This is a genomic window from Variovorax sp. V93 (assembly GCF_041154485.1).
Lineage (GTDB): Bacteria > Pseudomonadota > Gammaproteobacteria > Burkholderiales > Burkholderiaceae_C > Variovorax > Variovorax beijingensis_A.
Genome location: NZ_AP028670.1, coordinates 82,851 through 106,287 on the forward strand (window position 1 = coordinate 82,851; position 23,437 = coordinate 106,287).

The 23,437-nt window shown below is 63.1% G+C and carries 22 protein-coding genes; 11 read left to right on the plus strand and 11 right to left on the minus strand.

What is annotated here, in order from left to right; translation table 11 throughout:
• Positions 1-13 precede the first annotated feature (13 nt).
• The 8 genes from mdcE to ACAM54_RS26420 all read right to left on the minus strand — a co-directional run bounded on the left by mdcE (position 14) and on the right by ACAM54_RS26420 (position 7,847).
• Positions 14-715, minus strand: coding sequence for a biotin-independent malonate decarboxylase subunit gamma (mdcE, locus tag ACAM54_RS26385; protein WP_192324231.1), 702 nt, complete (start codon positions 713-715; stop codon positions 14-16).
• A 14-nt stretch (positions 716-729) separates the two neighbouring features.
• Positions 730-1,611 (minus strand): biotin-independent malonate decarboxylase subunit beta, encoded by an 882-nt coding sequence (locus ACAM54_RS26390; RefSeq protein ID WP_192324229.1) that lies wholly within the window; start codon positions 1,609-1,611, stop codon positions 730-732.
• On the minus strand, positions 1,608-1,940 hold the full coding sequence (gene mdcC / locus ACAM54_RS26395; protein WP_192324227.1) for a malonate decarboxylase acyl carrier protein: 333 nt from the start codon (positions 1,938-1,940) through the stop codon (positions 1,608-1,610). Before mdcC ends, ACAM54_RS26390 begins: the two co-directional genes overlap by 4 nt.
• Positions 1,941-1,954: 14 nt before the next feature.
• On the minus strand, positions 1,955-3,637 hold the full coding sequence (mdcA, locus tag ACAM54_RS26400; RefSeq protein WP_369651795.1) for a malonate decarboxylase subunit alpha: 1,683 nt from the start codon (positions 3,635-3,637) through the stop codon (positions 1,955-1,957).
• Positions 3,638-3,682: 45 nt separating this feature from the next.
• A complete protein-coding gene (locus ACAM54_RS26405) occupies positions 3,683-5,056 on the minus strand; it encodes an SLC13 family permease (protein WP_369651794.1) in 1,374 nt (457 codons plus the stop codon).
• 159 nt (positions 5,057-5,215) lie between these two features.
• Positions 5,216-6,130, minus strand: a complete 915-nt coding sequence (locus tag ACAM54_RS26410) for a LysR family transcriptional regulator (RefSeq protein ID WP_369651793.1) — start codon at positions 6,128-6,130, stop codon at positions 5,216-5,218.
• 334 nt (positions 6,131-6,464) lie between these two features.
• Positions 6,465-7,340, minus strand: coding sequence for a sterol desaturase family protein (locus ACAM54_RS26415; protein ID WP_369651792.1), 876 nt, complete (start codon positions 7,338-7,340; stop codon positions 6,465-6,467).
• A 3-nt stretch (positions 7,341-7,343) separates the two neighbouring features.
• Positions 7,344-7,847, minus strand: coding sequence for a MarR family winged helix-turn-helix transcriptional regulator (locus tag ACAM54_RS26420; protein WP_225612949.1), 504 nt, complete (start codon positions 7,845-7,847; stop codon positions 7,344-7,346).
• Between the two features lie 478 nt (positions 7,848-8,325).
• Between ACAM54_RS26420 and ACAM54_RS26425 the strand changes: the two genes are divergently transcribed.
• A complete protein-coding gene (locus ACAM54_RS26425; RefSeq protein WP_209501531.1) occupies positions 8,326-10,548 on the plus strand; it encodes a LamG-like jellyroll fold domain-containing protein in 2,223 nt (740 codons plus the stop codon).
• 106 nt (positions 10,549-10,654) lie between these two features.
• On the plus strand, positions 10,655-11,959 hold the full coding sequence (locus ACAM54_RS26430) for a hypothetical protein (protein WP_369651904.1): 1,305 nt from the start codon (positions 10,655-10,657) through the stop codon (positions 11,957-11,959).
• Positions 11,960-11,975: 16 nt separating this feature from the next.
• Here the strand turns inward: ACAM54_RS26430 and ACAM54_RS26435 are convergent, their stop codons facing one another.
• Positions 11,976-12,197, minus strand: coding sequence for an SDR family oxidoreductase (locus ACAM54_RS26435; protein WP_369651905.1), 222 nt, complete (start codon positions 12,195-12,197; stop codon positions 11,976-11,978).
• A 246-nt stretch (positions 12,198-12,443) separates the two neighbouring features.
• Between ACAM54_RS26435 and ACAM54_RS26440 the strand changes: the two genes are divergently transcribed.
• Complete coding sequence (locus ACAM54_RS26440; protein WP_369651791.1) at positions 12,444-12,788, plus strand: hypothetical protein; 345 nt, start codon at positions 12,444-12,446, stop codon at positions 12,786-12,788.
• A gap of 115 nt (positions 12,789-12,903) precedes the next feature.
• The gene (locus tag ACAM54_RS26445; protein ID WP_369651857.1) at positions 12,904-14,319 is read left to right on the plus strand and encodes an ISNCY family transposase; all 1,416 of its coding nucleotides are present in this window, start codon (positions 12,904-12,906) and stop codon (positions 14,317-14,319) included.
• Between the two features lie 322 nt (positions 14,320-14,641).
• On the opposite strand, the gene ACAM54_RS26450 is transcribed toward ACAM54_RS26445, so the two are convergent.
• Positions 14,642-15,511 carry a WYL domain-containing protein gene (locus ACAM54_RS26450; protein WP_369651856.1) on the minus strand — a complete coding sequence of 290 codons (870 nt, stop codon included), beginning with the start codon at positions 15,509-15,511 and terminating at the stop codon, positions 14,642-14,644.
• A 129-nt stretch (positions 15,512-15,640) separates the two neighbouring features.
• On the opposite strand from ACAM54_RS26450, the gene ACAM54_RS26455 reads away from it, so the two are divergent.
• The 6 genes from ACAM54_RS26455 to ACAM54_RS26480 are packed head-to-tail and all read left to right on the plus strand — an operon-like array spanning position 15,641 to position 18,399.
• Complete coding sequence (locus tag ACAM54_RS26455; protein WP_369651790.1) at positions 15,641-15,811, plus strand: hypothetical protein; 171 nt, start codon at positions 15,641-15,643, stop codon at positions 15,809-15,811.
• A gap of 1 nt (position 15,812) precedes the next feature.
• A complete protein-coding gene (locus ACAM54_RS26460; RefSeq protein ID WP_369651789.1) occupies positions 15,813-16,124 on the plus strand; it encodes a hypothetical protein in 312 nt (103 codons plus the stop codon).
• The gene (locus ACAM54_RS26465; protein WP_369651788.1) at positions 16,121-16,480 is read left to right on the plus strand and encodes a metal-dependent hydrolase; all 360 of its coding nucleotides are present in this window, start codon (positions 16,121-16,123) and stop codon (positions 16,478-16,480) included. The genes ACAM54_RS26460 and ACAM54_RS26465 overlap by 4 nt, the downstream gene beginning before the upstream one ends.
• A gap of 23 nt (positions 16,481-16,503) precedes the next feature.
• Positions 16,504-16,761, plus strand: coding sequence for a multiubiquitin domain-containing protein (locus ACAM54_RS26470; RefSeq protein WP_369651787.1), 258 nt, complete (start codon positions 16,504-16,506; stop codon positions 16,759-16,761).
• Entirely contained in the window at positions 16,736-17,932 is a 1,197-nt protein-coding gene (locus tag ACAM54_RS26475; protein ID WP_369651786.1) for a ThiF family adenylyltransferase, read from the plus strand. Before ACAM54_RS26470 ends, ACAM54_RS26475 begins: the two co-directional genes overlap by 26 nt.
• Positions 17,929-18,399 (plus strand): DUF6527 family protein, encoded by a 471-nt coding sequence (locus tag ACAM54_RS26480; protein WP_369651785.1) that lies wholly within the window; start codon positions 17,929-17,931, stop codon positions 18,397-18,399. Before ACAM54_RS26475 ends, ACAM54_RS26480 begins: the two co-directional genes overlap by 4 nt.
• 399 nt (positions 18,400-18,798) lie before the next feature.
• Here the strand turns inward: ACAM54_RS26480 and ACAM54_RS26485 are convergent, their stop codons facing one another.
• On the minus strand, positions 18,799-19,749 hold the full coding sequence (locus ACAM54_RS26485) for a 5'-nucleotidase (RefSeq protein ID WP_369651784.1): 951 nt from the start codon (positions 19,747-19,749) through the stop codon (positions 18,799-18,801).
• A gap of 327 nt (positions 19,750-20,076) precedes the next feature.
• Here ACAM54_RS26485 and ACAM54_RS26490 point away from each other — a divergent pair, with 327 nt between their 5' ends.
• Positions 20,077-23,340: a DEAD/DEAH box helicase gene (locus tag ACAM54_RS26490; RefSeq protein ID WP_369651783.1), complete on the plus strand. Its 3,264-nt coding sequence runs from the start codon at positions 20,077-20,079 to the stop codon at positions 23,338-23,340.
• Positions 23,341-23,437: the final 97 nt, after the last annotated feature.

Consider the following 23,437-nt stretch of genomic DNA (forward strand, 5'->3'; position numbering starts at 1 on the left):
ATTCAGGCGGAATTCAAGCGGCGTCCAGCACGCGCTGCACGACCGAGGCGGCGAGCCGGCGGCCACCCCGTTCGGCGCCGTCCCGCGCGCGCTGGTCCTCGGTCGGCGCATGGGCCAGCGCCTCGCGCAGGCAGGCCTGCAGGTCACCTTTCCAGAGCGAACGCACGCCGCCCATCGCCACGTAGTTCTGCACGCCCGGTGCGAACACCGGGTTGGACTGCGACAGCGCCGTGAGCTTGTCCTCCGGCAGCTTGGTCACGCGCGCCATCGCGGGGATGCGCATCACGCGGATCTCGGCGTCGGGCAGCGCATAGCAGGCGTCGGCGATCAACCCCGAGGTGATGAAGCCGCCGGACAGCGCCTGGTCGTACACCAGGCCGAGCACGCGGTGGCCGCGGCGCCGCGCCAGGTCGATGCTGGCGCCCAGGTGCGCCATCGCCCGGTTGATGCCGAGCAGTTCGTCGCGCCGGCGCAATTGCTGGCCCTGGGTGTCGATCAACAGCAGGATCGGCCGGCCCGGATGCCGTGCGATGGTGTCGAGCACCACGCGGGCCTGCGCCAGCGCGAGCCGGACACCGATCGGCGCGTGGTTGGTGGTGCCAATCACCGCCACCGGCTCACCGTCGAAGATGACTTCGCCTTGCAGAAAATCTTCGTCTTCGCGCATGCCGTGGTAGGGGCCGAAGAGCTGGGTGACCAGAGAACTCCATTGCATGTGATGCTCCTCGTTCAGATGGTGCGAAGCGCGCGCACGGCTTCGACCGAAAGCTCCGGCACCTGCTGCGCGTCGGCAATGCCGAGTGCGCTCCAGAGCAGCGCCGCCTCGTCGCGGTCCGTGGTGTCGGTGGTGTCCAGGGCGTGCAGGCGTTGCGTGAGCAGCGCGTGCTCCTGCTCCAGTGCCGCGAACGTGAACGGCTTCGATGCACCGATCGCCGCGATGGCCGCCGCGCGGAAGGCGGCAACGTCGTCTTCGACCAGCGCATCGCAATCGCCGGTCAGCCAGCGGTGCTTGCCGCCGGTCGTGCGCCAGACCAGCGCGCGGTCGCGCGAGTCGAACTCATCCACACCGTGAGAGGCTTCGATTACCTCGGGGCCCGACATCGCCAGCCGGCCGACATCGCTCATCACGATGTAGTCGGCACAGCGCGCCACGATGCCCATGCCGCCGAAGCAGCCATTGGCACCGCCGATCAGCACGAGCACCGGGATGCCGGCGGCGCGCACGTCGAGCAGGGCGCGCATCACTTCCGATACCGCGATCAACCCGGCATTGGCCTCGTGCAATCGCACGCCGCCCGATTCGGCCAGCAGCAGCACCGCCGCCGGCCGGTCGCGCAGCGCCCGCTGCAGCAGGCCGACCAGCTTGGCGCCATGCACCTCGCCGACGCCGCCGCCCATGAACGCGCCTTCCTGGGCAGCCACGAACACCTCACGGCCATCGAGCATTGCGCGGCCGACCGCCACGCCGTCGTCGAAGGCCGAGGGCACGCCGAGCTGTGCCAGGTGCGGGCTCATGACCCGCTCGCTCGGCGGCAGCCATTCGTGGAAACTGCCAGGATCGAGCAGCAGCGCCAGCCGCTCGCGCGCCGAGCATTCGGCATAGCTGATCATGGCCGGCCTCCGGTGATTTCGGCCACCGCCTGGTCCAGGCGCAGGCTCACCACCGCGGGCGTGGCCCCCATGTCGTTGATCGACACGCGCACGCCGGCCAGCGGATGGCGCGCGTGGAAGTCGTTCATCACGGCCTGCCAGATCGGCTCGAAGCCGCGCGCCGAAGTCTCGATGCGCACTGCGCAGCCATCGCCGCCGGCCGGCTCGAGCAGCACCTCGAGGTTGCCGGAGCCGACCACGCCGACCAGCACCGGCGCAAAGGCCCCAGCCGGCTTGCCGCCGGAAAAGGAAAAGTCCAGGGTTTCGAGCCCTGCGGGAACGTCGCTCATTGTCGGATCTCCTGCTACCAGTTTCTGAAGCGCCTGGGCGGCTGGTACAGCCCGCCGGAGGCGCGCACCAGGTCGCGCATGCTGCGTGCGGCCAGCAGGTTGCGCGTGGCCTGGCGGGGGTCGATGCCAAGGTCCTGCGGCCGGCGGATCACGCCGCGGTCGCGCAGGTTCTCCACCGCGCGCCTGTCGCGTGCCAGGCCCACCGCGGTGTAGCCGGCCACGCCGCGGATGGCCTGTTCGCGCTCCGCGTCGCTGCGGCACAGCAGCAGGTTGGCGATGCCTTCCTCGGTGAGGATGTGCGAGACGTCGTCGCCGTAGATCATGATCGGCGGCAGGTCCATGCCGGCCTGCTCCTGCAGCGTCCAGGCGTCGAGCCGGTCGACGAAGGCCGGCTGCATGTGCTCGCGGAAAGTCTCGACCATCTGCACCACCAGCTTCTGCCCGCGCGGCGTGCCGGCGGCGCCCGTGCGGCCGGCACGCGCCTCGCGCCCGGCCTTGAGCCAGGCCGGGCTCGCATGGCGGCGGCCGCGCGCATCGGCGCCCATGTTGGGCGCGCCGCCGAAGCCGGCGATGCGGCCCAGCGTGGCGGTGGAGCTGTTGCCGTCGAGGTCGATCTGCAGGGTCGAGCCGATGAACATGTCGCAGGCGTAGTGGCCCGCCGCCTGGCAGAACGCCCGGTTGCTGCGCAGGCTGCCGTCCGGGCCGGTGAAGAACACGTCGGAGCGCGCGCGGATGTAGTCTTCCATGCCCAGCTCGGAGCCGAAGGAGTGCACGGACTCCACCCAGCCCGCCTCGATCGCCGGGATCAATGCCGGATGCGGGTTCAGCGCCCAGTGCCTGCCGATCTTGCCCTTGAGGCCGAGCGACTCGGCATAGGTCGGCAGCAGCAGCTCGATGGCCGCCGTGTCGAAGCCGATGCCGTGGTTCAGGCGCTGCACGCCGTACTCGGCATAGATGCCCTTGATCGCCATCATCGCCATCAGGATCTGGACCTCGCTGATCTGCGCCGGGTCGCGCGTGAACAGCGGCTCGATGAAGTTCGGGCGCGGCGCCTTGACGACGAAGCTCACCCAGTCGGCGGGAATGTCGATGCGCGGCAGTGTGGTGGTCCTGCCGTCGACCATTTCGTTGACCTGCGCGATCACGATGCCGCCCGAGAACGCCGTGGCCTCGACGATGGCGGGCGTGTCCTCGGTATTGGGGCCGGTGTAGAGATTGCCTTCGGCATCCGCAGCCTGCGCGGCGACCAGCGCGACCTTGGGCGTCAGGTCGATGAAATAGCGCGCGAACAGTTCGAGGTAGGTATGGATCGCGCCGATCTCGATGCGCCCCGCCGACACCAGCTTGGCCAGCCGCGCGCCCTGCGGCCCCGAGAAGCTGAAGTCCAGCCGGGCCGCCACGCCGTTCTCGAACACGTCCAGGTGCTCCGGCAGCGCCAGCACCGACTGCACCATGTGCAGGCCGTGGATGCGCTGCGGATCGACCTGCACCAGGGCCTGCGCCAGGAAGTCGGCCTGCTTCTGGTTGTTGCCTTCGAGGCAGACACGGTCGCCGGGCGAGAGCACGGCTTCGAGCAGGGTGGCAATGGCTTCGGTCTCGACGCGCTTGCCGGCGAGCCGCGTCCCGAGCGCATCGGCCGCGCGCGCGAGCCGGGCATTGCGGTCGTCAGCCTTGGAGGTCCAGGAACTGGGGGTCATGAGAGGAGGAGGGGGTTGAAAGTCGATCGAATCGGGGGAAGTGCCTCAGAGCACCACGAAGAGCAGCCACACCACCACGGGAGCCACCAGCGTCACGACGGCGCCATACACCATCAGCTGCCGGAAGAACAGGTCGCGGTCCACGCCCTTGGCGTTGGCGAGCACCAGGGCGCCGTTGGTGGAGAACGGGCTGACGTCGACGATGGTCGAGGACACGGCCATGGCCGCGATGAAGCCGATGGCACTCACGCCGCTGCCGCCCTGCAGGAACGGCACCGCCAGCGGGATCAGCGAACCGAGCACGGCGGTCGACGAGGCGAAGGCCGAGACCACGGCGCCCACGAAGCACAGCAGCAGCGCCGCGACCATCGGCGAGGTGAGCCCGGCCACGCTGTGGCCGACGAAGTCGATCGTGCCCATCTTTTCCATCACGCCCACGTAGGTGCTGACGCCCACGATCAGCATGATCTCCGGCCACGACACCTGGCCCAGCGCGCGCTTTTGCAGGTTGGGCGCCATCAGCGTCAGCACGAGGCCGATGGTGATCGAGACGAAGCCGATGTCCTGCTTGAAGAACAGCGTCAGCACGGCCAGCGCCAGCAGGCCGGCCACGGTTGCGATCTGGTAGCCACGCGAGCCTGGGTTCGCGGCCCCGGCGGGCGCCGATTCCATCAGCGAGTTCTCCGCCCGCGCCGCGGTACGCCGCTCCTCGGGGAACGATTCGCCCTCGGCGTCGCCATACACCTGGGCGCCGCTCTGTCCATGCGAGGCGCGCGGCACGACCGGCGCACTGCCATCGGCATTCGCTCGCTGGCGCATCAGCTTCATGCCGCCCATCAGGAAGAACAGCAGCAGCGACACCGACAGGTTGACGCCAAGGCTCGCCAGCATGGTGGCGATCTCGTTGAGCGGCAGGCCGGCCTTGGCAACGATCTTGTTGGTGATGCCGCCGTAGATGCTGATCGGCGAGAAGCCGCCGCCCTGCGCACCGTGCACGACCATGAGCCCCATGAGCAGCGGATTGATGCCGTACCTGGCGGCAAAGCCGAGCGCGATCGGCGCGATGATGGCCACCGCCGCCGGGCTGACCGCGCCCACCGCCGTGAGCAGCGCGGCGATCAGGAACATGATCCACGGGATGGCGGCGATGCGCCCACGCACGGCGCGCACCGCCAGCCTGACGAGCCAGTCGATGGTGCCGTTGTTCTGCGCCAGCGCAAACAGGTAGGTGATGCCCACCAGCGTGAGAAACAGGTCGGCGGGAAAGCCGCCCATGATCCCCTTCGCGTTCATGCCGGCCACCAGCGTGCCGACCAGGAAGGCACCGACGAAGGCGATCACACCCATGTTGATGGGCAGCACCGTGGCCAGCACGAACATGCCGACCAGTGCGTAGATCGAAATCCAATGTGAACTCATCGAGGCGTCTCCGGTGTTTTGGGTGCGACGCACATGCACCGTGCGCCTGGGTCCGTACGTTACGGACCCCCTCCGGGACGATCAATGAAGCGGCGTGGCCGACCCTTACGCCTTGCGAAACGATCGAGGGTTAACCCGAATCGGGCCGGTACCGCGCGTTCAGCCGAGTTCGGCCTTGGCCAGGCGGCACACCGACAGCAGCGCAAGCAGGTTGGGATCGCGCTCGCGGGTGCGCAGGAAGTTGAGCGCGATGGTCTGGCGCATCAGGTACCTGGGCTGCAGCGGGATCAACTGCACCTTCTGCGGCATGACGCCGCGCACCCGCCCCGGCAGCAGCGTGTAGCCGACGCCGCCGCTCACCAGGTTCATCAGCGAGAAGATGTCGTCGGTCTTCATCACCACGTTGGGCGTGAAGCCGGCGATGCGGAAGGTCTCCACAAACCCCCGGTAGGTGGCGAAACCTTCGCTCAGGCTCACGAAGCGTTCGCCGGCGCAGCTGCTCAGGTCGATCTCGCCCAGCGCGGAATAGGGCGAGCCCACCGGCGCAGCAAACTGGATGTCGTCCTCGAACAGGGGCTCCGATTCGACATCGGAAACATCCTCGGGAATGGCCATGAGCGCCGCGTCGATCGCGCCATCGCGCAGCTTCTGCAGCAGGTGCGCATTGGAGCCGAGCACGAGCTCGGTGTGCAGGTCGGGCTTGCGCAGCTTCATGCCCATGATCAGCTGCGGCACCGTGCGGCTCGTCAGCGAATAGAGGGAGCCGATGCGGATGCGGTCGGACGAGTAGCCGGCGACCTCCCGCGTGGCGCGGATGCCCTGGGCCATGGTGCGAAGCACCTCGCGCGCCACCTCCGCCAGCGCATGTGCGGCTTCGGTCGGGTGCAGGTTGCGGCCTTCATGCCGGAACAGCGCGCAGCGCAGGCCGGTTTCCAGCGAATGCAGGGCCCGATGCACGCTGACGGCGCTGATCTCGAGCTTTTCCGCTGCGCGGGCCAGGTTGCCGGTCTCCATGAAGGCCAGCAGGATCTCGAGCTTGCGGAAGGTGATCTCTTCGTCGACGTGGAGGAGCATGGAGGGCCTGCGGATGAGGCCCGATCGTAACCCTGCACTCATCTGCCGCGCCTGCGCGTGGGCGTGGCCGCCGCCTGGCGCGACGACTCCGAGCGGGCAACTGGAGCGATGGCATGCGCGCGTGGCACCCGAAAGCCGGTCGGTGAGCTTCTTCGGCACCTTGATCTCGATGGTGAAGCAGGCTTCGGCACGGCCGTGATGCCCACGTTCGCAATGACCGCCTGCAAGCGCCATCATGTCAACGCAGACGTCCGGCGCGGCATGTGCGTCTGCTGGCCTTCTCAGGCACGCCTGGCTGGAGAGCTGATGCCCCTGAGGCCATCCGGCGGGAAAGCTATTTGCCCGCACGCTGGCGCAGTTCTTCGGTCGTCTCGCCGGGTCCTATGGCACTCCACCCAGGTGGCATCACAACATGGGCCAGTTTGGCCTTGAAGCCACGCGCCGCAACGACATCTCTCACCAGCGAAAGCCACTGATCAAATTCCACCCGGAAGGGGTTGTAGCTGGTTTGAGGTTTGACCAAACCGTAGCGGCAGGGAGTGTCTGCGCGCTCCGCAATATAGGTACCGAACAGACGGTCAAACACAATCAACACACCGCCGTAGTTCCCATCCAGATACTCCAGGTTGGCGGCGTGATGCACGCGGTGGCTGGAGGGTGTATTGAGCACGTATTCCAGCCAGCCCAGTTTGGGAATCCACGCGGCGTGGATCCAGAATTGGTAGGCCAGATTCAGCGCCAAGGTCGCCAACACCAGTTGCGGGTGAAATCCCAGCCAGACCAAAGGCACGAAAAAGACCACGCTGCCGGTGAGCTTGCCCACCATGGAAACGCGGTAGGCGGCTGCCAGGGTCAATTGGTTGGGTGTGTGGTGCACCGAGTGGTTGGCCCAAAACCAGCGCACACGGTGCGAGGCGCGGTGGTACCAGTAGTAGCAAAACTCCTGACCCAGGAACAACACGGCGATCGCCTGCCACGAATCGATCGTGACAGTGGTCAAGCGATGAGCCCACGCCCAATCGAAAACGGGGGCGGCCAGGGAGAACGGAATCGCAATGGCGAACACATGGCGCGCCACCACATTGGTCAGAGAAACGCCCAGGGCTTTCCAGTCGTAGCCTTGCCTGCGCGCCAGAACGGCGGCTTCCAGCAGCGAGGCCAGCACAAGAATGGGGAGCACCACCAGGACCAGGAATTTGTTCATGCTCATGGCCTACTCCTGATCGGTTTGCCGTGCGTTGGCAGCGGTTGGGTCGGCAGCAACTGTCGGAAGAGCCTGTGCAATCCGCTCCAGCAGTACGCAAGCACTTTGCAACTGCGCGCACTCCGTGGACGTCAGTTCGGAGGCAATGACCTGTGCCAGTGAAATCTCCACGCGTTTGGCAGCGCTGCCCAGCAATGTCAAACCCGATCTGGTCAGCGTGAGTACCGATTGCCGACCGTCGGTGGCATGCGGTTCGCGTTTCACCCAGTTTTCGGCCTCCAATTCAGCCAGCAGACGGGTTAAGGATTGGACCTTGACGCCTTCTCGCATGGCTAGTTCAGTAGGTGTCATGGGGCCTGCAAGGCGGAGCTGACCGATCACACTCAATTTGGCCGCGCCAATGCCCTCGGTTTGAAGCTTGGGCCGCAAGGGGCGTGAGAGCAGGGTGACAGCACGCCGCAGTTGGCTGGCACAAGCCTGGGCGTCATTTCGATTTTTTGCCATGGTTTTCATAAGACGTTGCTTACTAGATTTATTGTAAGAACAGTCTTACTAAAATGTCAACGCACGGGCCAGCGCCCGATGTCTATCCGGATCAAGCAAAGTGCGGCGACCCCCCAGCTCAAGCGGGCCGAAGAGAGGGTCTGCGGAGGAGCCATGACGCAGTGGGCTCGGCGGGAGAGATCGAACTGCGGGCCGGCGATGCGACCCGACGCGGTATCGAGGCAGGCGTGCCCCGTCGTGCGGGCCTCCGGCGCGCGCATGTCGATGCGTCGGTGGTTCCTGTCGATCCTGCATGGGATCGCAAGGCTGCTGACATTCGATGGCTTCGCCCGACGCCTCGGGTGACAACGAATGTCACTTCTTGCCGGTGCGTTTCCCTTGCAGCACGTGCAATGCATCCATCGGTTTTACCGAATTTCTCCGTATCGAGCGATCGGGGCGAGTGGCACGCAGATTGCAGAGTCTCTTCTTTGCACATTCAAGATAGATGACACATCCCACGAACGACGACAAGAGCGCCTCGCTGCTGGATCGCCGCACTTTCTTTATCGGTACTGCAAGTGCTCTGGCACTGGGAACGACGGCTTGCGGTGGAGGAAGCGGGGGCAGCAGCTTCTCGCCCATGGGTGGCGCCGCCGCGCAGCAGACGCCGCAACAGCAGACATCGGGTGCGGCTCCCGGTGCCGCAGACAACCCTGCAGCCTCGACGCCCGAGACGACGCCCCCCGCGCCGGAAGCACGCAAGATTGGGCATCCGGGCCTGCTCGTCACGGAGACCGACCTGCAGCGCATCCGTGACAAGCTCGCAGCCAGCGCGCAGCCGTGGGTCGGTGGCTGGGGCATGCTGCTCAATGGCGGGCGGGCCAACCTCGACACCAGGCCGTTCCCGCTGGCGACGGTGATCCGTGGCGTGGACGGCCAGAACTTCGGCGTGATGATCGTGGACATGCAGCGCGCGCTCCATCTCGCGCTGCGCTGGAAGATCACGAACGACGAGAACTATGCGAAGAAGTCGGTGGAGTTCCTCAACGCCTGGTCTTCGACCCTGACCAAGCTGGACGGCAATTCGAACGTCTTCCTCGCCTCGGGGCTCTACGGCTTCCAGTGGGCCAACGCCGCAGAGCTGATGCGGACCTATTCCGGATGGGCGAAGGAGGACCTCACCCGCTTTCAGGACATGCTGCTGAAGGTGTTCTATCCGTTGTGCCACGACTTCCTGGTCAACCACAACGGCACGGAGACAAGAAAGGTCACCCACTACTGGGCCAACTGGGACCTGTGCAACATCTGCTCCGTCTACGCGATCGGCGTGTTCTGCGACCGGCCCGATCTGACCGCCGAGGCGATCAGCTACTACAAGACCGGCCGGGGCAACGGCGCGGGCGCCAACAACGTCTACTACGTGCATCCCGGTTATCTGGGGCAATGGCAGGAAAGCCATCGCGACCAGGGCCATTCGACCCTTGGCATCTCCCTGGCCGGCGCACTGTGCGAGATGGCCTGGAACCAGGGCGAGGATCTCTACGGATACTGGAACAACCGGCTGCTGGCCGGCGCGGAGTACGTCGCCAAGACGAACCTGGCGGACGCCAGCGGCAACGCCCTGTTCACGATGCCGTTCGCCCCTTACACGGGCGTCTTCGGAACGGGCACCCAGGCGGCGGGCACGGGCAGCCTGCGGCCTTGCTGGGAACTCATCTACAACCACTACGTGAACCGCAAGGGCCTCTCGGCACCGTGGACCAAGGCAGTCGTCGACAAGGTACGGCCGGAGCGAGCCGATGGCGGCGACCAGCCGGGGCTGGGCACGCTGCTCTATGCGCGCGATCCGGTCCCCGCCGCAAAGCCCAGCGGACTGAGTGCATTGCTCAACGATGGAAAGGTGCAGCTGTCCTGGTGGGGCAGCGCAGGCGCCTCCCACTACCTCGTGCAGCGAGCGGCTTCGCCCGACGGTCTGTTCACGACCCTTTCGACAGTCACCGACCCGCGCACCTACACCGATGCCCCGGCCCAGGGCACCTGGTACTACCGGATCGACGCCGTGACCGACACGGGCCAACTCGCCGGCGCGGACACCCTGCGCGTGGCCGTGCCCGGCGAGCTGTGGCTGCACCTGCCGCTCAACGGCGATGCCAACGATGCCAGCGGCCACGGCCTGCATGCACAGTTGAAGGGCGGCACGAGCTGGGGCGAAGGACGCGCCGGCGGAAGTGCTTTGCAGCTCGACGGCCGCAGCGGTCACGTTGCGCTGCCCGACGGGGCCGTGTCGGCCCTGGGCGATTTCACGATCGCGGTGTGGGTCTATTGGGATGCGACAGCCGTCAATACGCGCATCTTCGACTTCGGCTCCAACGACGTGGCCTACATGTCGCTGATCCCGCGCGATGGCAAGGACCAGCTGCGTTTCTCGGCCTCGCGCAATCAGTTCTGGAACGAGGAGTCTGTGACCGCCGGCCTGCTGCCCACGGGGCGTTGGGTGCACGTGGCGTTCACGCTCTCGGGCACCGTGGGCACGCTCTACATGGATGGCGCGCAGGTCGCCACCGGGAACGGCATCTGGATCAATCCCTTCCAGCTGGGCCGCACCACGCAGACCTGGTTGGGCCGTTCGCAGTACGGCGGCGATCCGTTCTTCAAGGGCCGCATGCAGGACTTCCGCATCTACGGCGGTGCGCAGGACGCGGCCTTCATCGCGAACCTCGCGCGCTGACGGCCGACGGATAGCTGCGCGGCGCAGCCGACCCTGACCTTCAACCGACCCGCGTGCGCCTTCCAGGACGCGCCGGGGCTTTCCTCGATCCAAACAGACTTTTCTCATGAACTTTGCTTCTCGACGATGCGTTTCCGCACTGATGACTTCGCTGCTGCTTTTCGGCTGCGGCGGAGGAGGAGGTGGGGGCGGCGGTGGGGCCGGCGTTGCGCTGGTGGGGAGCCCGACCGGCCAGTCCGGCAGCGGCGCTTCCTCCAATGCCGGCCCGAGCAGTGGCGGCCAAGGCACCGGCGGCGCTTCGGGTGGTGGTGATGTTCAAGGCGGCGGTGGCATCCAGGGCGGGGGCGACACCGCGCCCCTCATGGCCACGGTCGCCTTGGCCAGCAGGCTCGGCAAGCCCGCCCGGGTGCTGGTCGGCCTGGGCGCCACTTCCATCGACGACATGAAGAGCCAGGACATCCAACCCGACATCGTCGAGCGCTATCTGGTGGGTGTCGGGCCGGGTTCCTGGCCCACGTGGAACAGTCCCGATGGGGCCTACGTCACCTTCACCGCGCAGGCCGCCCAGGCCTACGGTGCGGTTCCCATGTTCACGCTCTACCAGATGACGGCGAACGGCGAGGGCAACCTGAGCGGCATCAGCGACAAGACCTTCATGGACAAGTACTGGGGCCAGGTCCGGTTGATGTACCAGCGCATTGCGGACCTGGGCACGCCCGTTCTGATCAATCTGGAGCCGGACTTCTGGGGATTCGCCGCGTCGCAGGCACCCGGTCGCGATCTGACGAAGATGGCCGCTGCCGTGAGCGGCCAGCCGGAATGCAGCACACTGCCGAACACCGTCGCGGGCCTCGGCCAGTGTTTCGTTCAGATGGGCAGGAAGGTCGCGCCCAAGGCGCTGCTCGGGTTCCCTCCTGCCTTCTGGAACGGCACCCCTGCGGAGATCGCTGCTCAGATGCGCACGGCCGGCGCGAATCAGGCCGACTTCATCGTCGCCCAGACCAGCGACCGCGACGCGGGCTGCAGGGAAGCTGCATCGCGGCCTGCCGAATGCCAGAACGGAAGCGCTCCGTTCTACTGGGACGCGAGCAACAAGACCAGCCCGAACTTCCACGATTCGCAGAAGCAGTATTCGGACTACCGCGCGGCGCTGGGCAACGGCCTGCCGATCCTGTGGTGGCAGACCCCGATGGGCGTGCCTTCCGACACGCCCGGCGGCACCGACCAGCACTACCGCGACAACCACGTCGACTACATGCTGCGCAACACGCAGGAGTACGGCGACATGCAAACCTTCGCGATCGTCTTCAGCGCAGGCGGCAGCCACCAGACCTCCATTGCCACGGATGGCGGCCAGTTCGCGCGGCTGTCGGCACAGTACCTCGCGCGCGGCGGCGCCGCACTGAAGTAGCGGCCTGCTGTCTTCGCTACCGCGCGGTGGCCCCGCCATCGACCGGGATGATCGCGCCGGTCATGCAGCTGGATGCGGGCGAGGCCAGCAGCAGCGCCGGTCCCTTGACCCCGTCGACCTGGGCCACCCGGCCCAGGGGGATGTGGGTGCGCATCGGCTCGGCTGACTCCGGAACGTGCTGTCGGCCGCTGTTGATGTTCGCGGCGAAGGGGCCGGGCGCAATGGCGTTCACCAGCACGTTGTGGGGCGCCAGCTCGATGGCGGCATCTCTACCTAGCCAAAATGGGACATTACTAATCGGCCGCTACATCTGCGAAAGATGCAATGTATCTTATGTTAAATAATATACTGGACGGCTTACCATTAGGGGTTCCATGTGGTTCTAGTAATTCCTTTGACACTCTCCAATTAATTCCTTTGACACCATCGACTCACGCGCTGCTTTCTGGAGAAGTTGGGTTGCCAAGTTTTGCGGGAGACGCGGATGATTTCCGCATGGGCCAACTTGGGAGGTATGCCGGCATTACTTTCTGACAGCGACTGCTGGCATGCAAACCAAGAGGCCCAGTCGATGCGCGTGCGGCAAGAAATCGCGCAAGGCCTCGACGCCGATCGGCAAGTTTGGCAGCAACTCGACACCTTTTGTCCTGTTGCGGGGCTTCGCCACGCGGGTAACACTGCCGCACTCCCGAATTCAGCGACACAGGCCAATGGCCCGAACATCTCCGGAAACAGGATGGGCACGAATGCCAAGCTGCTAAGCAAGCATTCGCGTAAAGCATCAAAAGAATCTCGGCGCGAAAATCTCTCGACGTCAAATCCGCAATGAATTAAACATAATCATTCTTGTATCGCACAAATTTGTGGGAGCAAAGTTGTAATGTCGCATTCCAGCAAAGTTGAAATGTCGCAAAGTTGGCTGCCCCGAGCTCCGAGGCATGGCCATGGCGACACCTGCTGCGACGATCACTATGACGATGCGCGAAGCCGATCGGCTCAAGACTATTCAGGCGGTGGTCGACCGGATGCTGCGGGTCGGCCAGGCCGCGCAGCGGCTTGGCATGAGCCGAAGGCAGATCGAGCGGCTGGTGAGCCGCTACCTGGACGACGGGCCCTCCGGCCTGGTCTCACGCAAGCGCGGGCGTCCCAGCAGTAACCAGCTGGCCGCAGGGATTGCCGAGCGCGCCGTCGAGCTCATTCGCGAGCGCTACGGCGACTTCGGCCCGACACTGGCCGCCGAGAAGCTGAAGGAATGTCATGGCGTCGTACTCAGCAAGGAAACCGTGCGAGCGCTGATGACGGCGGCCGGCCTGTGGACGCCCCGCAAGCAGCGCGCGGCCAAGATCCACCAGCCTCGCAACCGCCGGGCGTGCGTCGGCGAGCTGATCCAGATCGACGGCAGCGATCATGAGTGGTTCGAAGAGCGTGATGTGCGCTGCACATTGCTGGTGTTCATCGACGACGCCACGAGCCGGCTGATGCAGCTGCACTTCGTGCCGACCGAGTCGGCCTTCGCGTACTTCGAAGCCACGCGGGCCTACCTCGAGCAGCATGGCAAGCCGGTGGCGTTCTACAGTGACAAGGCCACCATCTTCCGTTCAGCGCGCGACTCGACCGACTTCGGTCGCGGCACGACGCAATACGGCCGTGCACTGTTCGAGCTGAACATCGACATCATGTGTGCCAACACGAGCCAGGCCAAGGGTCGCGTGGAACGCGCTAACCTGACCCTGCAGGACCGTCTGGTCAAGGAGCTGCGCCTGCGCGGGATCAGCACGCGCGAGGCAGCGAATGCGTTTGCGCCGCACTTCATCGCTGACTTCAACGCCCGGTTTGCGAAGCCGGCCAAACGGGACTTCGATGCGCACAGGCCGGTGCGTGACGATGAAGATCTGGATCTGCTGTTCACTTGGCGGCTGCAGCGCAAGGTGTCGCTGTCGCTCACGCTGCAACACGACCGAATCATCTATCTGCTCAAGGACTCGCCGGCCAACCGCAAGCTGATCCATCGGTACATCGATGTCTATGAGTACCCGGATGGGCGCATCGAGCTGCGAGCCGACGGAGTCAACCTGGTCTATGAGCGCTATGACCGATTGCCGCAGGTCGACACCGCCGCCATCGTCGAGAACAAGCGCCTGGGCCATGCTCTGCAGGCTGCGCTGGTGATCCAGGCGCAGCGTGACGATCGAAGGAAGTCCAGTACGCCCTCGCGCACGAATCAGGGGCAGGCGCCCTACTCCACCAAGGCTTTGCCAGGGACCAAACGGTCCAGGCAGTTCACGTCACAGGACCTCGACGAAGCGGTCAGAGCGGTCTGCCGAGCCCCCAACAAAACAACCGTGTTGGCCTCCGGCTGAAAGGCACTGTGCAGGCTCAAAGGCAAGGCAGTCACGGCGTTCGCCGGGCTCCATCCAAAACGAAGAAATGCGACATTTCTACTTGGCTAGAACTACGACATTTGAACTTGGCGTTGACAAAATTTGTAGCGGCTGAATAGTAATGTCGCGTTTGGCCCGAAATATCGCATTGTTGCTCCGGTCCAGCTCCTGGAGCCGAGGCACAGCGATGGCAACACCGGTGGCAACTACTATCACCATGTCGATGCGTGAAGCCGATCGCCCCAAGACCATCCAGGCCGTCGTCGACCGGACGGCGCGTGTAGGCCACTCCCGCGCGCAACTACTTTGACTTCGGATCGCGATACCCGGGTGCGAGGAAAGCAGACTCGGAGCCGTAGAGCGCAAAGGGGTCTCGCAACCACAAGGCGAACTCACGACCACGCAGATTGTGGTCTGGCGAGCAGTCAACGTGCCACTGCTGCAGCATGTAGCCGGCGTTCGCGGCCCGAACGCGCACCTTGAGCACACCGTCCTCCATCGGGTAGTCCATGAGGACCACGTCCCTGCTCTCGAAGTCCGGATGTGGAACCAGCTCGAGTTCAATGATGCGACTCCACTGAAGGTCGCTCTGCGCACTCTCTTCATCACGAACAGGCGAGTCTTCCAGAACTTGAGGCTCCAACATGCGCGTCAAGACGAAGTCTCGAAACTCTTCGCTCTTGCGGTCATAAACACGCGCGTGCCACCGTGTGCCGATATTCACTAGGGCAAGGGGCACAACCTCTCGCTCGCTGAGCCCACTGGACTTGGACCGGTATTTAAGTTTCACGGCCTTTCGACGATTGATGGCGCGTGTAATGGGCGCCAAGACGCTCACCGAAGGTAGGCTCAACGCATTCGGGAATTCACAAGGCACTAGCGGCCGACCCGCGCTATGCACCCCGTCTCCGAAGCCCTCGGACAGCGTGACTAGGACTCGGCCGGGACTGTGCGCAAAAAGCGGTTGGAAGTTCGCAGAAGGCAAGTAGAGCTTGCTGGTGCCATCGAAGTCCAGGTTCTCGGGCGCTAGGCTGCGGTACATCGCGATGTCGCGCGTAGCACCCGCCGGCCCGGTTTGGAACCGTTCCGTGAGGTCTGAGCGCTTTAGCTCCCCCAGGAAGTACACCCGGAAATCGATGTACGCGAGCCTCTCGGCTTGTGAAAGAGGCATGTCCGGAAGCGCTTGTGAATGGGTATGCACCTCATCATTATAGCCCTGTTACAACTTCATAAAGAGCACTTGTGATACTCATTTTGATTATGTATGCTCCGCACATCGAAACTCTGCAGGAACTCAGTCATGGCCAAGAACAACCCGCCCGGAGACGGGCGCCGCATCGGCGCCGTGAAAGGCCAGATCCCCTCGGGTGACTGGGTCAAGCGCGACACCTCCACCGGGCGCTTCATGGATGTAAAGACGTCTAGTCCTGCGCCCTTCAAGGGCGTGCGGCGCGAAAAGAAAGGCGGCTAACATGCTCACGCATCTTCTCGCCTTCGCGCTGAACCGGCCGCGCGTAATCGAGGCCGCCGGCGAGGTGGTCAGCCGGGTTGCGGGGTTCGTCCTGGTCGCGGGCTTCATCTTTCAGGCACTTGCAAGCGTGATGGGGAGCCTGCCCGGCGCACAGGGGGCCGTCACCGCGCAACAATTCCTGCCCGGCCTGCCGACCTGGTGGGTGCCAGAGAGCGCTGCAGGCGTCATCGCCTGGGCGGTTGTGCTCGGCCTTGGCCTGAGCGCCATGTTCGGCGGCCGGCAGTTGCGTCACGAGCTGGAGCCCTACAGATGAACGGTCCCACCCACCGCCTGATTGCTGGCCTTGGCATCGCAGCAGCTGCAGCGCACCGGGAACAACTGAACGGCGACCAGCTGACATCCATGCCCTTGGCCGCCGGCGTCGTCGGAGCGTTCTGCACCAACCTGCCGGACATCCTGGAGCCCGCGACGTCGCCCAATCACCGCAAGATCTTTCACAGCGTCGCCTGCGCCGTAGTTCTCATCGCTGGCTTTAAGAAGGCCTGGGAGTGGGAACCCGAGGACGACCTTGGGAAGTTCTTGCGCTTCGTTGCCCTCGCCGGGATCGCGAGCTATCTGGCCCACCTAGCGCTCGACGCGACCACCAAGCGGTCCCTGCCGCTCATCTGACCACGCTTTACCAAGGACTAGCCATGTCGAACGAATCCACAGAAGTCACCATCATCGTCAACGGTCGCCAGCGTACCGTCGCCAAGAACAGCGAGCTCACCGTCGCACAGTTGGTGGCGATGGCGTTCGACACCCCGCCCACGGGTGAGAACGTTGAATTCACCATCACCTACCGCAAGGGCGGCAACGAGCACCGGCCGGAAGGCAGCTTGTCAGGCAACGACACCGTCAAGGTCAAGGACGGCACGGTCTTCAATGTCACAGCTACTGATAAGTCGTAGTCCAGACCTGTCGCGGCTGCGCGCCGAGGGCTACAACATCTCCGTCGAAAGCGGTCACCTGGTGATGCGCGACGTCCCGTACGTCACGCCGAACAAGCAGATTGCCCGCGGCATCATCGCTGACCCCTATAACGATGCCAGCGGTCAGCCTGCCAATCACACGATGTGGATGTCCAGCGAGAAGCCTTCGGACGAGAACGGTCAGCCGCTTGTCCGCTACCTGGCTGGCGACGGCCCCCTCCACAACCAGCCCATTAGCGAGAAGGTCGTCGCGCAGTGGTACCTGTCCATCAAGCTGATTGACGCGGGCAAGAACCACATTGCCGACACCGACTACTACTCCAAGTTCACGCGGTACGTAGAGAAACTGGGAGCCGCGGTCAAAGCGCTCGGCGGCACGGAGACCGCGTGCACCTACCCGGTCGTGGTCCCGGACGCCGAGGAGAACTCCGTCTTCAAGTACCACGACACCGCGTCCATCCGAGCCAACATCGTGCCCATCTCGAAAAAACTCGCAGGCCAACGCATCGCCATCGTGGGTGTCGGAGGCACTGGCTCGTATATCCTGGACCTGGTCGCCAAAGCGCCGGTCGCAGAGATTCACCTGTACGACCCCGACACGTTCCTGCAGCACAACGCGTTCAGGGCGCCCGGCGCGGCATCGCTTGAGGAACTTGGGCGCAAGACGGCAAAGGTCGACTACTTCGCAGAGGTGTACGGGAATATGCGCTCGGGAATCGTGCCGCACCCTGCTGGTCTCACGGCGCAGAACGTTCAAGAGCTGGGCTCGATGAACTTCGTTTTCCTTGCAGTTGACCCGGGCGAGCACAAAAAGTTGGCCATTGCCGCCCTGCTCCAGGCCAACGTCCCATTCGTTGACTGTGGCATGGGCTTGTACGTTGTCGACGAGAGCCTCGCGGGTCAGCTGCGCCTGACCACGGTCACGGCTTCCAAGCAGGACCATATAGACCGCCATATCAAGCCGAATCAAGCCGGCGTGCCGAACGAGTATGCCCACAATATTCAGGTGGCCGAGCTGAACGCGCTCAACGCCTCGCTGGCGGTCGTCCGCTGGAAGAAGCACTTCGGCTTCTACAACGACCTCGAACGTGAACACAACTGCACGTATACCGTTGATGGGAATGCGTTGCTGAACGAGGAATTCCAGTGAGACTGCAACGCATCCAGCACCAGTTCGTCGAGTTCGTCCCGGAGAAACTCGAGCCAGGCAAGCTGTACGTAAGTCTGGAGTACAACACCGCTAATCACCTGTGCGCCTGCGGGTGTGGCTTCGAAGTGGTCACTATCCTGGGCCCCGCCGACTCCTCCGTTACGTACAACGGCCGCGGCGTTTCCATCTCCACGTCCATCGGCAACTCGAACTTTCCCTGCAAGTCGCACTACTGGATTGAAGACAACAGCGTGCTGTGGGAGGCCCGAATGACGCCGCAGCTCACCGCTCTTTCCAGAGCGAGGGACAAGGCGGCCAAGGCGCGGGAGTATCGCAAACCGGGACAGGGAGGCGCCACGCGACCGCCTGACGAAATCGTTGCCGCACCTCGCGTCGCCGCGACCGAAACGCCGCCGCCGACAGTGGAGAAGCCCAAATCCTGGTGGCGCAGGCTTCTAGGTGACTGAACGAAGGTCCCTGCCCGCCGACGCCAGGGGCACACATGTTGCGGCGATTGGCCTCAGGGTTGTCACTCCGTGGTATTGCGGCCGAGAATTGGCGGGCACTGGCCTGCGCGGACAATATCCCGCTAACACTTTGAGCGATAAAGTGCTTCCCAATAGAGGACTGCCGCAGAGTGCTTGTTGTCCGGCTGTCCTCAGTTTTTCGTCAAGCCGTCAGCGACTTTTTCGTCGAGCCACTGGGGCCGAGTGTGCACCGGCGTCAGGACGCGTCCGCGCGCGTCTCGCATTTTTTGTCCAGATTTTCGCGCCAGTCTTGCGTTTTTGGTCAGCCCACACTGTCGATCTCCACACGGCCCCGCCTCTGGCGCTGCGCGCGGGATCCCCGCGGCTTCAATCCGCTCTCTACAACGGGCTCGGTGCCTTTTCCTGATTGGTAACTCCGAACGGGATGTGCACAGAGGGCACCACCGTGCTTGCCGATCGGAGATGACCCGATTGATCGTCAAAGAAAATGTGCGGCTTCAGCACGGCGAGGACGCGCCCCTTTTCGATGCCGCCAAGAAAAAAAGCATCGTTCGCCATCACGCCCCAGCTTTTCAGTGTCTTAAGCGCGCGCTCGTGAGACGGCGCATTGCGCGCGGTGACGATCGAGACGCGGATCCGGTTCTCATACGCTGGATTTTGTCGCTTGTGATGCTCTTCCGCAGACTGGATCTTGGCGACCCGAACCAGGAATTCCTTGAGAGGGCCCGGATGGTGCGGCTGCATGACATTCTTGACTTCATGCGCATGGAACGCGCTCAGGCCGGACGCCTGCATCACCGACTCCGATTCATCGCCCGCCAGAACGCCGTCGAAGTCAAAAGCAATTCGAAGGGAGTTGTCCTCCTCGTCGTCATCGAACTTGGAGTCAAGCACTTGTCCAGCCGGATGGCCCGCCTTGATCGCGGCGTCCACGTCCGATTTGTTACCCGAGAGAAAAAGGGCAATGTTGAGCGCCGGGATGTATTCGTAGGGCGACCTCCCCTGCATGAAAATCGCGCGCGTCATACCCAGTTTGTAGTGTTCGATGGTTTTCATCACCCGCAGCCCTGTGTCGGGGTCGTTTCTCGAAAGAAGTACCACTTCGACAAAGGGATCGGCGGCATCCGCGCGAAGGTCGTTCAGCGCGAGCAGGCGCTTGATGAATGGAAAGGCGATGCCCTTGGGAAGCGGGTTGTAGAGGTTCTCCTCTTGGAACTTGCGGTATTCCTCTTCGCCGTGGCTCTTGAAGATGGCGTCCGAGTCGGTGAGGTCGAACACCGCGCTCGACGCAACGCCGATCACGAGGCGGCTTTCCAGTTCGTAAGGCAACTCGGTACTCCATATCGATAAAAATGGACCGGCAACGCGTAGCCGGTTCTGACTCGTTACGCGCGCACGTCGATGAACCGCCCCCATCCTGAGGCCGTCAGACAGCGCCGTGCCAGTGTATGTGCACAAAGTCAGCCGCCTGAAGCGTGTGCACAGCCGCAACTGTGCAATCCAGGCGATGTCTGTCACGGCCTTGGGCAGGCCCGACCGGCGCTTGGCGATGTCAGCGCTGACTCGAGCCGGGCACCGATCCATCCTCGAAACGCAAGATACGATTGAATACGCCGACGATCTTCCGAAGAATTCATCGCTACAAGGGGAGGCCAAATGAGGATTCTGTTGCCACGCGTTCTGGGTGTTCAAGAAAAACTGCCGAAAGGCATCCTCGCGCAACTTCTCGTGCCGCACACGACTTTTGTCGGTCGCGCGACTCAGTTCACGGTACCGTCGGCTACCGGCTGGTGCATCACCGCTGACGACGGCGGCACTGTTTACATTTTTCCGCGCGCTCCTCGGCCCGAACACCTTCCAGCGGGCAACACGCTGCTTGGCACCGTGCCGTCAGGTACTGACGAGGTTGACCTTAGGAATTCGAAGTGGTTGAGCAACCTGCACGCCGCATCACCGAATCCACACGAATTTGCAAGGTCAAGCTGGAAGTCGGCGTTCCGCTATATCGGCGAGGACGAGGTCGAAGTCGGCCAAGTGGGCCTGCGTAAACCACAGATCGGCGCCTTGCATGCGATCCACGCGCACTGGTCGACCAATCACGAAGTAGCGACAGTAGTGATGCCAACAGGCACTGGAAAGACCGAAACCATGCTGGCAACCCTTGTTACTGCCAGATGTTTGCGTCTTCTCGTGCTTGTACCCACTGAAGCGCTGCGTCGCCAAGTTTCCGACAAGTTCATAACACTAGGAATCTTCAAAGGCCCAAATAGTGTTGTGCTTGCGGAGAGTGTTGTTCGCCCCGTGGTCGGAACGCTCACGAAACGCCCAGCCAACGTCGCCGAAGTAGACGCATTTTTCAACCGCTGCAACGTCATCGTGACGACCAGCGCGCTGGCTGGGCAGTGCGTCCAGGAAGTAAGGGACCGCATGGCGGAACTCTGCACAGAATTGTTCATCGATGAGGCCCACCACGCCGAGGCACCAACTTGGAAGCAATTCAAGGCAAGTTTTAGATCGCACGGACGAAGAATCCTGCAGTTCACCGCCACGCCTTTCCGCGAAGACGGAATGCCGCTCGATGGAAAGATTGTGTATGTCTACCCCCTGAGATTGGCGCAGCAGGAAGGTTACTTTCGCCCCATCAGTTTTCGTCCGGTCTACGCATTTAGTCTGGCTCGAGCCGATAGGGACATTGCACGAAAGGTTGTCGACGAACTTGACAACGACGCGACAGGGTTGCATATCGCGATGGCAAGGGTCTCCACGACTGCGCGTGCAGCCGAGGTTTTGCAGATCTACCGCGACCTCGGTCAATACAACCCAGTCATGCTGCACAGCGGGATGCCGAGGGACGAACTCGAGGAGGCTCGAAGTCTCCTTGAGGCACGCCAGACGCGAATCGTCGTCTGCGTTGACATGCTGGGCGAAGGCTTTGACATGCCAGAACTAAAGATTGCGGCGTTCCACGACCTGCGCAAAAGCTTGGCCGTGACGTTGCAATTGGCAGGTCGCTTCACCCGTGTAAGGGCAGACCTTGGTGATCCGGTCTTCATAGCAAACACGGCTGACGTCAATCTTGCGAGTGAACTCAGAGCGCTCTACTCACAAGATCCCGATTGGAACTTGCTACTCCCGGACTTGAGCGAAGCAGCAATCCACCGAGAAGTCGAAGCGCAAGAGTTCATGTCGGGCTTCCAGGGGGTATTGAATGAAATCCCGCTGAACGAGATTACTCCGGCGGCTAGCATGGTGGTCTATCGGACCTACTGCGCTAACTGGCGCCCTGCCGCCTATCGACGAGCTTTTCATGGCGGTTCGAAGGAAGAGCGCATCTACCCGATCCTGAATGAAGCGGAGAAGACTTTGGTGGTGATTGCCGCCATGCGCCAAGGCGTTCCATGGACTGACATCGCTTCAGTTGAGAGCGTCGTTTGGGAGCTGTGCATAGCGGTGTGGGATCAGCCCAAGGGCCTCCTGTACATCCACGGTTCAACAAACACGGGCATGTACACCGATTTTGCCAAGGCCTTGTGCGGCGACGACGTCGCACTCATTCGTGCGCCAGAGGTTTTTCGGGTGCTTTCTGGCATCAATCGCTTGATGCTCATGAGCGTCGGTCTCGACGAGCAGATCGGTCGACAGGTGCGTTACACGGGGCGGATGGGTCCTGATGTCGGTGCTCGTCTCTCAGATGCAACCCTGGGCACAACGACCAAGGCAGTGCTCGCCGGCGTCGGATTCGAATGCGGCGAGCAGACATCCATCGGAGCGGGCAAACGGGGGCGCGTGTGGTCGAACCTTCGCTTACGCCTTAACACGTTCGCGGACTGGTGCAAGAGAGCAGGAGAAAAAATTTCCGACGAAGCGATCGACCCAGAAGAAGTTCTCAGAGGAACGCTTGTTCCTCGAATGGTGGAAGCTCGCCCGACATCCGTCGCAATCGGTGTCGATTGGCCGGCTGAACTTTTGGACCATATCGAGTCGGCCACTACCATAATTTTTTCGGCGACCAGTGAAGAGCGGCTTACCAACGTGAGCATCGAGCTGACGGAATTCTCCGCGACAGCGCCACTCGTGATACGCGTAGCGTCGCCGTCGAACGAGGTTCTGATGCGACTGAACTTTGTTGGCAACGGAGCAACTGCGGACTTTACGTTCTCGTACGAGCAGGCTACACGGGCCCACATTCGCAGAGGCAAGACGTACGATCTTTGCGACTTCTTCACCGAGTTCCCTCCCACATTTTGGTTTGCCGACGGTTCACGCTTGGACGGCAACATGCACACCGAACTCAGGACCGCGGCTACGTTGTTCTCGCGCGACCGACTGCAGGCGGTCGATTGGAGCGGCATCGACATTCGCAAAGAGTCCCAGCGCGAAGAGCGTCGCACGGACTCCGTCCAGTACAGAGCAATAGAGATCCTTCGAGGAGAGAACGACTACGACGTATTGTTTGACGATGACAGCAAAGGTGAAGCCGCGGACATTGTTGGCATTCGCGTGGACAACCGCGCGGCACCGCGGCTCATCACAGTTGATCTGGTCCATTGCAAGTATTCGATCGGTGATGCACCCGGCGCGCGTATCGATGACATGTATGAGGTTTGCGGTCAAGCCCAGAGGAGCGTCATGTGGTTGCACAGCAAAGATCGACGAACGGACCTGTTCGCACATTTGTTGAAGCGCGAAGCGTCTCGCATCGAAGGTGGTCGGCCGAGCCGCTTTGAAGTGGGAACGAATGAGCGGCTTGTCGAGATACGTGAAATCAGTCGGACCTGCGCTGTCACCCTTCGAGTGTTTATCGTTCAACCAGGCCTTTCGAGCGACGCAGCAGCGGAACATCAACTTGCGCTACTGGGAGTGACTGAAAAATTTCTCACGGAAACCTTCCAAGTCCCCCTGTACGTTTACTGCAGCTAGCTCCCAAAGCCCCCCTGCCAGTTGCCCGATTCGCTGGCATGATGAAACGAAAGCTGGCGAGCGCCCAACTGCGCAACGGATCTGTTTGGTCGTGAGG

Bases quoted from the DNA above. Each gene is read 5' to 3' on its own strand.
- mdcE (WP_192324231.1), bottom strand. From the start codon at position 715: ATGCAATGGAGTTCTCTGGTCACCCAGCTCTTCGGCCCCTACCACGGC.
- ACAM54_RS26390 (WP_192324229.1), bottom strand. From the start codon at position 1,611: ATGATCAGCTATGCCGAATGCTCGGCGCGCGAGCGGCTGGCGCTGCTG.
- mdcC (WP_192324227.1), bottom strand. From the start codon at position 1,940: ATGAGCGACGTTCCCGCAGGGCTCGAAACCCTGGACTTTTCCTTTTCC.
- mdcA (WP_369651795.1), bottom strand. From the start codon at position 3,637: ATGACCCCCAGTTCCTGGACCTCCAAGGCTGACGACCGCAATGCCCGG.
- ACAM54_RS26405 (WP_369651794.1), bottom strand. From the start codon at position 5,056: ATGAGTTCACATTGGATTTCGATCTACGCACTGGTCGGCATGTTCGTG.
- ACAM54_RS26410 (WP_369651793.1), bottom strand. From the start codon at position 6,130: ATGCTCCTCCACGTCGACGAAGAGATCACCTTCCGCAAGCTCGAGATC.
- ACAM54_RS26415 (WP_369651792.1), bottom strand. From the start codon at position 7,340: ATGAGCATGAACAAATTCCTGGTCCTGGTGGTGCTCCCCATTCTTGTG.
- ACAM54_RS26420 (WP_225612949.1), bottom strand. From the start codon at position 7,847: ATGAAAACCATGGCAAAAAATCGAAATGACGCCCAGGCTTGTGCCAGC.
- ACAM54_RS26425 (WP_209501531.1), top strand. From the start codon at position 8,326: ATGACACATCCCACGAACGACGACAAGAGCGCCTCGCTGCTGGATCGC.
- ACAM54_RS26430 (WP_369651904.1), top strand. From the start codon at position 10,655: ATGAACTTTGCTTCTCGACGATGCGTTTCCGCACTGATGACTTCGCTG.
- ACAM54_RS26440 (WP_369651791.1), top strand. From the start codon at position 12,444: ATGATTTCCGCATGGGCCAACTTGGGAGGTATGCCGGCATTACTTTCT.
- ACAM54_RS26445 (WP_369651857.1), top strand. From the start codon at position 12,904: ATGGCGACACCTGCTGCGACGATCACTATGACGATGCGCGAAGCCGAT.
- ACAM54_RS26450 (WP_369651856.1), bottom strand. From the start codon at position 15,511: ATGCCTCTTTCACAAGCCGAGAGGCTCGCGTACATCGATTTCCGGGTG.
- ACAM54_RS26455 (WP_369651790.1), top strand. From the start codon at position 15,641: ATGGCCAAGAACAACCCGCCCGGAGACGGGCGCCGCATCGGCGCCGTG.
- ACAM54_RS26460 (WP_369651789.1), top strand. From the start codon at position 15,813: ATGCTCACGCATCTTCTCGCCTTCGCGCTGAACCGGCCGCGCGTAATC.
- ACAM54_RS26465 (WP_369651788.1), top strand. From the start codon at position 16,121: ATGAACGGTCCCACCCACCGCCTGATTGCTGGCCTTGGCATCGCAGCA.
- ACAM54_RS26470 (WP_369651787.1), top strand. From the start codon at position 16,504: ATGTCGAACGAATCCACAGAAGTCACCATCATCGTCAACGGTCGCCAG.
- ACAM54_RS26475 (WP_369651786.1), top strand. From the start codon at position 16,736: ATGTCACAGCTACTGATAAGTCGTAGTCCAGACCTGTCGCGGCTGCGC.
- ACAM54_RS26490 (WP_369651783.1), top strand. From the start codon at position 20,077: ATGAGGATTCTGTTGCCACGCGTTCTGGGTGTTCAAGAAAAACTGCCG.